This is a genomic window from Caulobacter sp. CCH9-E1 (assembly GCF_001556515.1).
Lineage (GTDB): Bacteria > Pseudomonadota > Alphaproteobacteria > Caulobacterales > Caulobacteraceae > Caulobacter.
Window position 1 is genome coordinate 18,879 of sequence record NZ_LSJA01000125.1, and the last position, 11,750, is coordinate 30,628.

An 11,750-nucleotide genomic window follows, 5' to 3' on the forward strand; every position below is an offset into this window, starting at 1 on the left:
TCAAACATGTCTTCCAAAACGCCCTTGCTCGACACCATCGCCTCGCCCGCCGACACGCGAGGCCTGTCCGTAGGCGAACTGAAACAGCTGGCGGCCGAGGTGCGCGCCGAGACGATCGACGCGGTCTCGGTGACGGGCGGGCACCTGGGCGCGGGCCTGGGCGTGGTCGAGCTGACCGTCGCCCTGCACCACGTGTTCGAGACGCCCAAGGACATTCTCATCTGGGATGTCGGCCACCAGGCCTATCCGCACAAGATCCTGACGGGCCGCCGCGACCGCATCCGCACCCTGCGCCAGGGCGGGGGCCTGTCGGGCTTCACCAAGCGGGCCGAGAGCGAATACGACCCGTTCGGCGCGGCCCACGCGGCGACCTCGATCTCGGCGGCGCTGGGCTTTTGCGCCGCGCGTGACGCGAAAGGCGAGGACAACAGCGTCATCGCCGTGATCGGCGACGGCTCGCTGGGCGCGGGCATGGCCTACGAGGCGATGAACGCGGCGACCGATACGACCAAGCGCCTGATCGTCATCCTCAACGACAACGACATGTCGATCGCCCCGCCGGTCGGCGGCATGAGCGCCTATCTGGCCAACCTCGTTTCGGGCGGCGCCTACCGCTCGGTGCGCAAGCTGGGCAAGACGGTGGTCGAGAAGCTGCCGAGCCCCATGCGCGAGGCGGCCCGCAAGGCGGAAGAATATGCCCGGGGCATGGTCACCGGCGGCACCTTCTTCGAAGAACTGGGCTTCCACTATGTCGGCCCGATCGACGGCCATGACATGGACGCCCTGGTCAGCGTGCTGAAGAACGCCAAGGCCTTCGCCGACAAGCCGGTGCTGGTCCACTGCGTGACCCAGAAGGGCAAGGGCTACGCCCCGGCCGAGGGCGCGGATGACAAACTGCACGCGGTGGTCAAGTTCGACGTCGTCACCGGCCAGCAGCAGAAGTCGGCCGGCGGCCCGCCCAGCTACACCAAGGTCTTCGCCCAAGAGCTGATCAAGCAGGCGCAGAAGGACGACAAGATCGTCGCCATCACCGCCGCCATGCCGTCCGGCACCGGCCTTGATCTGTTCGGCAAGGCCTTCCCCGATCGCACCTTCGACGTCGGCATCGCCGAGCAGCACGCGGTGACCTTCGCCGCGGGCCTGGCCGCCGACGGCATGAAGCCGTTCACGGCGATTTATTCGACCTTCCTGCAGCGCGGCTACGACCAGGTGGTGCACGACGTCGCCATCCAAGGGCTGCCCGTGCGCTTCGCCATGGACCGCGCGGGCCTGGTCGGCGCCGATGGTCCCACCCACGCCGGCAGCTTCGACATCGGCTTCATGGGCGCTCTGCCGGGCATGGTGCTGATGGCCGCCGCCGACGAGGTGGAGCTGGCCCGCATGGTCGCCACCGCCGCCGAGATCGACGACCGCCCCAGCGCCTTCCGCTATCCGCGCGGCGAGGGCCTGGGCCTGGAGATGCCGGCCAATGTCGACCCGCTGGAGATCGGCAAGGGCCGCATCGTCCGCGAAGGGACCAGCGTCGCCATCGTTTCGTTCGGCACGCGCCTGTCCGAAAGCCTCAAGGCCGCTGACCTGCTGGCCGCCCGCGGCCTGTCGGCCACCGTCTGCGACGCCCGCTTCGCCAAGCCTCTCGACCTCGACCTCTTGCTGCGCCTGGCGCGCGAGCACGAGGCGATCGTCACGGTGGAAGAAGGCGCCATGGGCGGCTTCGGCGCCTTCGTGCTGCAGGCCCTGGCCCAGCACGGCGCGCTGGATCGCGGCCTGAAGATCCGCACCCTGTGCCTGCCCGACATCTTCCAGGACCAGGACAAGCCCGACGCCATGTACGCCCAAGCCGGCCTCGACGCCGAGGGCGTCCTGCGCGGGGCGCTGTCGGTGCTGGGCATGGACAATGTCAGCGCGGCGGGCGCGGGGCGACGAGCCTAGGCCCCGCAGGCCTTGAAGAAGGCCTTGACCTGACTTCGGTCGGCAGAACCTGCCGCGAGGCTGTGACGCTGACCCTTGGTCAGCAACGCCAGATCGCCTGATCTCTTGAAGCCTCGAAGCGCGGGAGCGCTGATCTGGCCGCGCGCCTCCATCAGGCCTTCGCTCATGGCGTCGTCGATCCTGGCGGCGGCGAAGCGGCTCTCGCTGCGGCCCGAGGCCAGCAAGAGTTCGCCGCCTGAAAGCCCGACGGCCGACATGTTGATCTGGCCGGCGCCGGGCCGGCAACGCATCATCAGCACGACGTCATCGCTGTCGGGGCGACCGTAGGCGAGGCGGGGATCCTCGCCGGCGGCGGCAAGATAGGCCCAGCGATAGCCGTCCTGGGCGACCTTCTCGTGCGCGCAGCCCGCCAGGCCAGCGGCCAGCAGCAGGGCGATCATCGGAAGGGCGCGGGTCGGCATGGAAGGTCCTCCTCGTCCGATCAACGCGGCTTGGACCTGAATGGCTCCTGAAAGCAGAACGGGCGCGGAGACCGCTCGGTCGCCGCGCCCGCAAAGGTCGGTCTCTACGCCGCGCTTAGAACGGCGAGAACCGCTCGACCAGCGCCTGGCCGGCCGGGGTCTTCTGGACGCGGCTGATATCGCCGCGGCCGCCGTAGCTGATGCGGGCCTCGGCGATCTGGGTGTGGCGGATGGTGTTGGCCGAGGAGATGTCTTCCGGACGCACGATCCCGGCCACCGTCAGCTGGCGCAGCTCGGCGTTGGTGCGGACCTCCTGCGTGCCCTGGATCACCATGTTGCCATTCGGCAGGACCTGGCTGACCACGGCGGCGATCGTCAGGCTGATCTTTTCCGAGCGCTTGATGCTGCCCGCGCCCGAATTGGTCGTGCTCGAGCCGGTTTCCAGCGCATTGGCCGGATCGAAGCCGCCCGGCAGGACCTTGCCCAGGCTCGACTCCAGACCCAGCAGGTGCGGGACGCCGGCCTTGGTGTTGGCGGCGCGCGAGCTGGCGGTCTGGTTCTTGGTGTCGACGCTATCGTCGATGGAAATCAGCACGGTCAGGATGTCGCCGACGCGGCTGGCGCGCTGGTCGTTGAAGAAGGCGCGGGCGCCGACCCGCCACAGCGAGTTGGCCGAGGCCGCCTGGGGGGCGGGTTCACGGGCGGAGACATATTGCTGCTGGATCGGGGCCAGGGCGGCGGGGTAGCCGACCGGAGCCAGTTCCGGCCCCTTCACGGCTTCCTTGACGGTGGAGCAGGCGGCCAGCGGGGCCAGCAGCAGGGTGGCGGCGATGAGAGCGGGGCGACGCATGGGTCAGAGCCTCTTAGCGAGCGGCGAAACGGACGGGTTGCGAACGAGCTTGCAAGCCTTGGGCCTGCGGGCCGACGGCGGCGGCGCCAGGGCCGGTCGCGACAGCCTGAATGATCTTCTTCGACAGCGTGTTCTGGACGGCGATGACATCGCCGGTCGAGGCGGCGGCCATGGCCTTGCCTTGAAGCGAAAGGGAAATTCCGCCGTCGCTGTAGGTCACGGTGATCAGGTCGCCGGTCTTGATGACCTGGGGCGCGGTCACGTCGCGGGTCGAGACTGCGGCGCCTTCACGCAGGGGGCGCTTGGCGGCGAGGCCGATCACCGCGTCGGAGTCGCGCGGCGCGCCGGCCGGGGCCCCGGCCATCTTGGTCCACACCAGGTCTTCCGGCTGGACGATTTCGCCGGCCGAGAGGCTGCGGGCGTAGGCAAGAACTTCCACGTTCCCGCGCGACGCGCCCGCCAGGCCGGCCCGGGTCGAGCCGCCATTGTCGGCGCCCTCGCGGACGATGATCCGGCGGACGCCCTGGCTGTTGTCCCAGTCGAAGCCCGCGCGGCGCGCGAAGACCTGCACCTGGCCGGCGTCGAGCACGGCGCTGGGGCCCATGCGCGGCGCGACCACCAGGTTGGCGGCGGCGCCGGAGACGCCGTCGAACAGGTCGCCCAGAGTGACGCGGCCGTCCGCGTCGGTGGTGTCCATCCGCAGGCTCACCGGCGTCCCGGCGAAGGCCGGGGCGGCGAAGGCGAGGGCGGCGGCGGCGATCAGCAGCGCTTTCATCGGCTTACGACCTCATCTGCGAGGTGGTCTGCAGCATCTGGTCGGCCGTCGAGATGACCTTCGAGTTCATCTCGTAGGCGCGCTGCGCGGTGATCAGGGCGGTGATTTCCGAGACCGAGTCCACGTTCGAGGATTCGGTGTAGCGCTGCATCAGCACGCCAAAGCCCGGCTGACCCGGCGCCGCGAGGTTGGCGGCGCCCGAGGCGGCGGTTTCCAGGAACAGGTTGTCGCCGATAGCCTCGAGACCGCCTTCGTTCATGAAGTTGGCGAGCTGCAGCTGGCCGATCGTCTGCGGCTGGGGCTGGCCGTCCAGCTTCACCTGCACCATGCCGGTCTTGCTGATGATGATGTCGATGGCGTTCTGCGGGACCGTGATGCCGGGCTGGACCGTATAGCCGTCCTCGGTGACGATCTGGCCCTGGTCGTTGGTCGAGAAGTTGCCGGCCCGGGTATAGGCCGTCTCGCCCGAGGGCAGCAGGATCTGCAGGTAGCCCTTGCCCTGGATCGCAACGTCCAGCGGGTTGTCGGTCAGGGTTGGGGTGCCTTGCTCGGTGATGCGATAGACCGAGCCGGCCTTGACGCCGCCGCCGACCTGCACGCCCGTCGGGACGATGTTGCCGTCGCTGGATGACTGCGAGCCGGCGCGCTCGATCGTCTGGTACAGCAGGTCCTGGAACTCGGCCCGTTGGCGCTTGAAGCCAAGGGTGTTCATGTTGGCGATGTTGTTCGAGATGACTTCGACGTTCAGCTGTTGCGCTGACATGCCCGAAGCGGCGGTGCGGAGAGCTTGCATCGGCTAGCGTCCCTTAGTTGACTTTGCCCAGCCGCTCGACGGCGGTGCGCGACAGGTCTGAGTTGGTGTCCATCATCCGGCTGACGCTTTCGTAGGCGCGCTGGACTTGGATGAGCTTGGTGATTTCCACGACCGATTGGACGTTGGAGGCTTCCAGCATGCCCTGGTGGACCGAGGCGTCCGGCGCGGGCTGCAGGGCGGCGTTGGTGGTGTTGCGGTAAAGGTTGTCCCCGTCCTTGGCCATCGAGGCCAGGTTGTCGGGGCGAACGATGGCGATCCGGCCGACGCGGACGGCGCCCTGGCTGACGATGCCGTCCTTGCCAATGCTCACTGGGCCCAGCGTCGGGTCGATGTTGATGGGGCCGCCGCCCTCGTCCAGCACGGGGTGGCCGCCTTGGGTGACCAGCTGTCCCGTCGGGTTGGTCGTGAAGCGGCCGTCGCGGGTGTAGCGCTCGCCCCCGGCGGTCTGGACGCGGAAGAAGCCGTTGCCCTCGATCGCCAGGTCGAAGTCGCCGCCCGTCTTGGTCATCGCGCCCTGGGTGAAGTCGCGGGCGACGCCGCTATCCAGCACGAACTTGACCGGCGCGGAGCCGTCCAGGGTTTTGGCCGGCTTGGCCTGCTCGGTGCGGACCATCAGATCCTCGACCTTGAAGCCCGTGGTGTTGGCGTTGGCGATGTTGTTGGCCACGATGTCCAGCTCGCGGCGAAGCGTCAGTTGGCGCGAAAGGCCGACGTAAAGCGCGTTGTCCATGACGAGTTAACTCGGGCGGCTGGCGCGACAAATGCGCCGCACCTCCTGAAGCAACCTTCGTGCCAGAGCGAAAAGCTCAATAAAAACAGCAAATAGAAAGGTTAACGAGGGGGTGTTGGTCGGACTCTGCCGGGCAGATTCAGCCTGCGACCAAATGGCCTCCAAAACACATCGTTAACCATGCTCGCGCATGAGTAAGGGATATAGATTCCAAGGAACCGCGCGCGTGGCTCAGAACGATCAGGAAGCTCCGGAAGGTGAAGAGGGCGCCGAAGGCGAAGCCCCCGCCAAGAAGAAGCCGCCTATTCTCATCATCGCGATCGCGGCCGGCGTTCTCGTCCTGGGCGGGGGCGGCGCCGCGGCCTTCTTCCTTATGAAGCCCAAGCCAGCCGCCGAAGCGGGCGAGCATGGCAAGGAAGAGAAGGAAAAGAAGAAGGAAAAGAAAGAGAAAGAGGGCGAGAAGAAGGAAGGCGAGGGCGCCGCGGGCGCCGCAGCCGGTCCGGCGCCGGTCATCAAGGAAGGCCCTGACGGCGTGGTGTTCTACACCCTGCCGGACATCGTCGTGAACATGCAGACGGCCGACGGCAAGTCGACCTTCCTGAAGCTGAAGCTGACTTTCGAGCTGCCGGACGAAGAGACGGCCGAGGCTTTGACGCCGAATCTGCCCAGGTTGCAGGACATGTTCCAGACGTTCCTGCGCGAACTGCGTCCTGAAGACCTGAACGGCAGCCAAGGCACCTACCAACTGCGCGTGGAGCTGCTGCGCCGGGTGAACCTGGTCGCCGCGCCGGCCAAGGTGAACGCGGTCCTCATCGAGGAGATGCTGATCAACTAAGCTCTCGGGCTGGTTGGGGCGAACGATCATGGCGGACGAGAACGATCAGGCCCAGTGGGGCGCGGAAGGCGGCGGCGGAGACGGCGTCAACGAGTTCGGCGACTTCTCGGGCGGCATGGCCGGCTGGGACGACGGCGGCGGCGAGGGCGGCTCCGAGCGGATACTGAACCAGGACGAGATCGACAGCCTGCTGGGCTTCGATCTATCCGGCGACGGCTCCGAGGACCGCACGGGCATCCGCGCGATCATCAACTCGGCGCTCGTCTCGTACGAACGCCTGCCGATGCTGGAAATCGTCTTCGACCGCCTGGTGCGGTTGATGACGACGTCCCTGCGGAACTTCACCTCCGACAACGTCGAGGTCAGCCTCGACAACATCAGTTCGATCCGTTTCGGCGACTATCTGAACTCGATCCCCCTGCCGGCCATCCTGGCGGTGTTCCGCGCCGAGGAGCTGGACAACTACGGCCTGCTGACGGTCGACTCGAACCTGATCTACTCGATCGTCGACGTGCTGCTGGGCGGCCGTCGCGGCACGGCGGCGATGCGCATCGAGGGGCGGCCCTACACCACGATCGAACGCGTGCTGGTGCAGCGGATGATCGAGGTGGTGCTGCACGACCTGAAGAGCGCCTTCGAGCCGCTGCACCCGGTCGCCTTCTCGCTGGACCGCCTGGAGACCAATCCGCGCTTCGCCGCGATCGCCCGTCCCGCCAACGCCGCCATCCTGGTCAAGCTGCGGATCGACATGGAAGACCGCGGCGGCCGCATCGAGCTCTTGCTGCCCTACGCCACGCTGGAACCCATCCGGAAGATGCTGCTGCAGCAGTTCATGGGTGAAAAGTTCGGCCGCGACAACATCTGGGAAGGCCACTTGGCCACCGAACTCTGGACCACCCAGATGGAGGTCCGGGCCGTGCTCGACGAGCAGCAGCTGCCGCTGTCGCGCGTGCTGAACATGCAGGTCGGCGACACCCTGATGCTGAACGCCACGCCCGACAGCCTGGTCGAGCTGCGCGCCGGCGCCATTCCGCTGACGCGCGGCCGCATGGGACGTCGTAACCACGCCATCGCCATCCGCGCCGAGGCCCCGCTGACTCCGGCCGCCAAGAAGGCCGTGCAGAAGCTGAAATGAGTCTCGTCGCTTTCGCCATGAACGGGTTGCTGGCGGTGCTGCTGATCGTGGCGCTGGCTTTCGGCTGGCGCCTGGAGCGCCGGCTGAAGGCGCTGCGCGACAGCCACGAGGGCTTCGCCAAGGCCGTGAAGGACCTCGATCAGGCCGCCGCCCGCGCCGAGCAGGGCCTGGCCGACCTGCGCGCCGCCACCGACGAGGCGGCCGAGACCCTGGCGATCCGCATCGAGCGCGCCCAGGCCCTGGCCGCCCAGCTGGACGAGCGGATCAGCAATCCGCCGCCGGTTCGCTCCGAGCGGGCCGCGCCGCCGGCCCCCGCCGTTCGCGGCCGCGTGGAGCCGCCGGCCCCGTCTTCCGAACGCCGCCTGAAGGCCGAGGACTTCGAGCGTCTGCTCGAGCGGGAGGATCGCCTTCCGCCCAGCGCTCGCCCGACGCTCAGCGCGCCGAGCGCGCTACCCGAAACCCCGCGTTCACGGGCGCGGGTCGATGATGACCTCTTCGACGGACCGGGCGACCCCCCGCGTCCCGGACCCCAATCCAGAGCCCGCCGATGAAGAACGTTCCGCGCATCCTGCCCCTGGTCGGCGTCGCCGTCGGCGGCGTGCTGGCCATCAACGCCCTGGCCGGGGCCAAGTCGCTGCCGGACATGCTGAGCGGCGCCAAGGCCTTCGCTGAAGGCGTGGCCAAGCCCGAAGGCAAGGCTGGCGAAGGCGAGGGCGCGCCCTCGGCCGAAGGCGCGGGCCAGCCGGCCGCCGCCAAGGCTCCGCAGACCCTGCCGCGCGCCTGCGCCCCCTCGGCCGACGCCCTGGCCAAGGAAGCCGGTCTCTCGCCCGCCGAACTGCGCGTGCTGCAGAGCCTGGGCGCCCGCCGCGGCCAGCTGGACCAGCGCGAGCAGGACATCGACGTGCAGCTGCAGCTGCTGGCCGCCGCCGAGGCCAAGCTGGACGCCAAGATGAAGGCCCTGACCGGCCTCAAGGGCGAGATCCAGGGTCTGCTGGGCCAGGTCGACTCCCAGAAGCAGGCCGAGGTCGATCGCCTGGTCACTGTCTATCAGGGCATGAAGCCCAAGGACGCCGCCGCCCGCATGACCCTGCTGTCGGACGAGGTCCGGCTGCCGATCGCCGCCAAGATGAAGGAACGCACCCTGGCGATGATCCTGGCCAACATGGCGCCGGCCGACGCCAAGGTCCTGACCGAACGCCTGGCCGCGCGTCTTGCCAATCCCGTGGTCGAGAAGGGCAAGGCCGCCGTCGCCGACAACGGCGCCCAGGCCGCCGCGCCGGGCCAGCAAGCCGCTGGCGCGCCGCTGGCCGGCGCGCCCAAAAAGGCCGGTTAAGGGAGGCTCATGACCCTTCGCCGTCTCCTGCGATCCAGCGTCGCCGCCGCGTGCATCGCGGGCGTGCTGGCGCCGTCCGGCTACGCCGCGCCGCCGCCCGTCGCGGCGCGGTCGGCGCTGGACGTGCGTGTCGCGCAGGCGGCGGACTTCTCCCGGGTCGAGTTCCACTGGAGCGGCGGCACCCGGATGGCCGCGCGCCGCGAGGGCGACAAGCTGATCCTGCGGTTCAGCCGCGACGCCAATCCCGACCTCTCCACGCTCAGGATCGCGCCGCCGCGCTGGGTGAAGGGCGCCGACGCCCGCCACGGGGGCGGTTCGCTGGAGCTGGTGCTGACCCTGGCCGCCGATGCGGACTTCAAGGCCGGATCGGCTGACGGCGTCAGCTTCGTCAACATCTTCGCCAAGGACGGGGCGCTCGCCGCCGCCCAGGCGACGCCGGCCGCCGCGCCGGCGCCGCCGGTGGGACGTCCGAACCCGATGCCGCGCGACGGCGTCGTGCGCGCCGGGATCGAGCGTGACGATGGCCAGGTCACCCTGTCGTTCACCTGGGCCGCGCCCGCCGGCGCCGCCGTCTTCCGGCGCGGGGAGGCGGTCTGGATCGTCTTCGACACCCCCGCGCGGATCGACATCTCCAAGCTGCCGGCCAACACGCCCCGCTATGCGCGCATCCAGGCGCTGAGGGGCGCGGACTATTCGGCGCTGCGCATCGTGGCGCCGGTGGGCGAGCCCTATGTGGCGGTCGGCGCCGGTCCGACCTGGCGGGTCAGCTTCGGTCCCGGTCCGCAGCAAAGCCCCGACGTCATCCAGATCAACCGCGACGAGGCCGCGCCGTCGGCGGCGCTGTCGGCGGCGGTGGCGGGCGTCACCCGCGCCATCTGGGTCGACGACCCGGCCGTCGGCGACAAGATCATCGTCGCGCCGGCCCTGCCGCCCGCCAAGGGGCTGTCCTCCCGCCGAGACTATGTCGAGTTCGCCCTGCTGCAGTCGGCGCAAGGCCTGGCGGCGGAAGCCTACGCCTCGGACCTGATGGTTCAAGCCAGCGCCGACGAGGTTCGTATCGGTCGACCCAAGGGCTTGGCGCTGTCGCCGGCCTCGGCCGCCGCGCCGCCGGAAGAGGCCGTCGCCGGCGCGCCCCAGCCGCTGTCGATGCCGGCCCTGATCGATCTGGACGCCTGGCCGAAGCTCGGGTCCGGCGGCTTCCTGGCGCGCTACAACGCCCTGCAGAACGCCATCGGCGCCGCCGGTGACGACGAGAACGCCGACGTCGCCGCGCGCCTGGCCCTGGCGCGCTTTCTCGTGGGCTCTCAGATGTCGTTCGAGGCGATCGGCGTGCTGAACGCCGGCGCCCGCCAGCACCAGACGATGATGGCCAATCCGGAGTTCCGGGGTCTTCGCGGCGTGGCCCGGGTCATGGCCGGCCGCTACGCGGAAGCCGACGCCGACTTCTCCTCGCCCGTCCTGGCCGACGAGCCGTCCAGCGCGCTGTGGCGGGGCTATATCGCGACCAAGAACGGCCAGTGGCTGGACGCGCGGACCAAGTTCTCGAACGGCGGCCGGGCGCTCGACCTCTTTCCGCCGATCTGGAAGGCGAGGTTCCTGAGCGCCCAGGCCGAGGCGGCGCTGGGCGTCGGCGATCTGACGGGCGCCCTGCAGTCCATCGTCAAGGCGCTGGAGCAGCCCAAGGTCCCCGTGAAGGATCAGCTGGCCATTCGCCTGGTCCAGGCGCGCATCTTCGAGGCCAAGGGCGAGAAGGTCCGCGCCAAGAAGATGTTCCAGGCCATCGCGAAGGCGCCTTACGACAATCTGGCCGCGCCGGCCCTGCTGCATGCGACCCGGCTGCAGTACGAGAAGCGCGAGATCAACGCGGCCAAGGCGGCCGACACCCTGAACCAGCTGCGCTACCGCTGGCGCGGCGACGGCGTCGAGATGGACGTCATCCGCGCCCTCGGGAAGCTCTATATCGACCAGGGCCGCTATCGCGAGGCGCTGGAGGTGATGCGCTCGGCGGGCAGGCCCAGCTCCGACCGCCCCGAAGCCCTGGCCCTGCAGAACGAGATCTCCAGCACCTTCCGGGCGCTGTTCCTCGACGGTCTGGCCGACGGCATGCAGCCGATCCAGGCCGTGGGCCTGTTCTACGACTTCCAGGAGCTGACGCCGATCGGCGCCGACGGCGATCAGATGGTGCGCAACCTGGTGCGCCGCCTGGTGGACGTCGACCTGCTGGACGATGCCGCCAAGCTCCTGAAATACCAGGTCGACAACCGCCTGAACGGCGTGCCCAAGGCCCAGGTCGCGACCGACCTGGCCTGGATCTATCTGATGAACAAGCGTCCCGAGGACGCGCTGAACGCCATCAACGCCACCCGCACGACCATCCTGCCGCCGGCCTTGAACGCCGAGCGCCGCCTGGCCACGGCGCGCGCGCTGATCGGCCTGGGGCGCTACGACGCCGCCCTGGAGCTGGTGGAGCGCGACAACACCAAGGACGGCCAGGAAATCCGCGCCGACATCGCCTGGAAGCAGCGCGCTTGGCCGAGCGCCGGGGCGCTGTACGAAAGGATGCTCGGCGATCGCTGGAAGGGGCAGGGCGCGCTGTCCGCGGCCGAGGAAGCTCGTCTGCTGCGCGCGTCGGTGGCCTACAGCCTTGCCGATGACGATGCGTCCCTGGCCCGTCTGCGCCAGCGCTGGACGCGCTTCGTCGACAACGCCGGCAATCCCGACGGCCTGCGCGTCGCGCTGCAGGGCCTGGGCTCGGAGGCGGTCTCGCCGTCCGATTTCGGCAAGGTCAGCGCCGATAACGAGGCGTTCAGTGGTTGGGTCGCCCGGATGAAGGACAAGTTCCGCACCGGCCAGCCAGCGGGCGCGGCGGCCCGCGCGGGCGGTTGACG

The 11,750-nt window shown here is 69.3% G+C and carries 11 protein-coding genes; 6 read left to right on the top strand and 5 right to left on the bottom strand.

The annotated features are described in order from the left end of the window. The first annotated feature begins 6 nt into the window (after positions 1-6). The gene (gene dxs / locus AX690_RS08380) at positions 7-1,929 is read left to right on the top strand and encodes a 1-deoxy-D-xylulose-5-phosphate synthase (protein WP_066683876.1); all 1,923 of its coding nucleotides are present in this window, start codon (positions 7-9) and stop codon (positions 1,927-1,929) included. Here dxs and AX690_RS08385 read toward each other — a convergent pair. From AX690_RS08385 to flgF, 5 genes are all read right to left on the bottom strand, one after another. After that, on the bottom strand, positions 1,926-2,390 hold the full coding sequence (locus tag AX690_RS08385) for a hypothetical protein (protein WP_066683875.1): 465 nt from the start codon (positions 2,388-2,390) through the stop codon (positions 1,926-1,928). The genes dxs and AX690_RS08385 overlap by 4 nt on opposite strands. Before the next feature lie 115 nt (positions 2,391-2,505). After that, positions 2,506-3,240 (bottom strand): flagellar basal body L-ring protein FlgH, encoded by a 735-nt coding sequence (flgH, locus tag AX690_RS08390; RefSeq protein WP_066683873.1) that lies wholly within the window; start codon positions 3,238-3,240, stop codon positions 2,506-2,508. 13 nt (positions 3,241-3,253) lie between these two features. Beyond that, on the bottom strand, positions 3,254-4,015 hold the full coding sequence (gene flgA, locus AX690_RS08395; RefSeq protein WP_066683871.1) for a flagellar basal body P-ring formation chaperone FlgA: 762 nt from the start codon (positions 4,013-4,015) through the stop codon (positions 3,254-3,256). 4 nt (positions 4,016-4,019) lie between these two features. Continuing rightward, the gene (flgG, locus tag AX690_RS08400) at positions 4,020-4,808 is read right to left on the bottom strand and encodes a flagellar basal-body rod protein FlgG (RefSeq protein WP_066683868.1); all 789 of its coding nucleotides are present in this window, start codon (positions 4,806-4,808) and stop codon (positions 4,020-4,022) included. Between the two features lie 13 nt (positions 4,809-4,821). Next, positions 4,822-5,559, bottom strand: coding sequence for a flagellar basal-body rod protein FlgF (flgF, locus tag AX690_RS08405; protein WP_066683866.1), 738 nt, complete (start codon positions 5,557-5,559; stop codon positions 4,822-4,824). A gap of 190 nt (positions 5,560-5,749) precedes the next feature. Between flgF and fliL the strand changes: the two genes are divergently transcribed. The 5 genes from fliL to AX690_RS08430 are packed head-to-tail and all read left to right on the top strand — an operon-like array spanning position 5,750 to position 11,748. After that, a complete protein-coding gene (gene fliL / locus AX690_RS08410; RefSeq protein WP_066683864.1) occupies positions 5,750-6,394 on the top strand; it encodes a flagellar basal body-associated protein FliL in 645 nt (214 codons plus the stop codon). Between the two features lie 28 nt (positions 6,395-6,422). After that, positions 6,423-7,529: a flagellar motor switch protein FliM gene (gene fliM / locus AX690_RS08415; RefSeq protein ID WP_066683862.1), complete on the top strand. Its 1,107-nt coding sequence runs from the start codon at positions 6,423-6,425 to the stop codon at positions 7,527-7,529. Next, positions 7,526-8,080 carry a DUF6468 domain-containing protein gene (locus tag AX690_RS08420; RefSeq protein WP_066683861.1) on the top strand — a complete coding sequence of 185 codons (555 nt, stop codon included), beginning with the start codon at positions 7,526-7,528 and terminating at the stop codon, positions 8,078-8,080. Before fliM ends, AX690_RS08420 begins: the two co-directional genes overlap by 4 nt. Further along, positions 8,077-8,862, top strand: coding sequence for a MotE family protein (locus AX690_RS08425; protein WP_066683859.1), 786 nt, complete (start codon positions 8,077-8,079; stop codon positions 8,860-8,862). The genes AX690_RS08420 and AX690_RS08425 overlap by 4 nt, the downstream gene beginning before the upstream one ends. Before the next feature lie 9 nt (positions 8,863-8,871). After that, positions 8,872-11,748 carry an endoglucanase gene (locus AX690_RS08430; protein ID WP_066683855.1) on the top strand — a complete coding sequence of 959 codons (2,877 nt, stop codon included), beginning with the start codon at positions 8,872-8,874 and terminating at the stop codon, positions 11,746-11,748. The last annotated feature ends 2 nt before the right edge of the window (positions 11,749-11,750 follow it).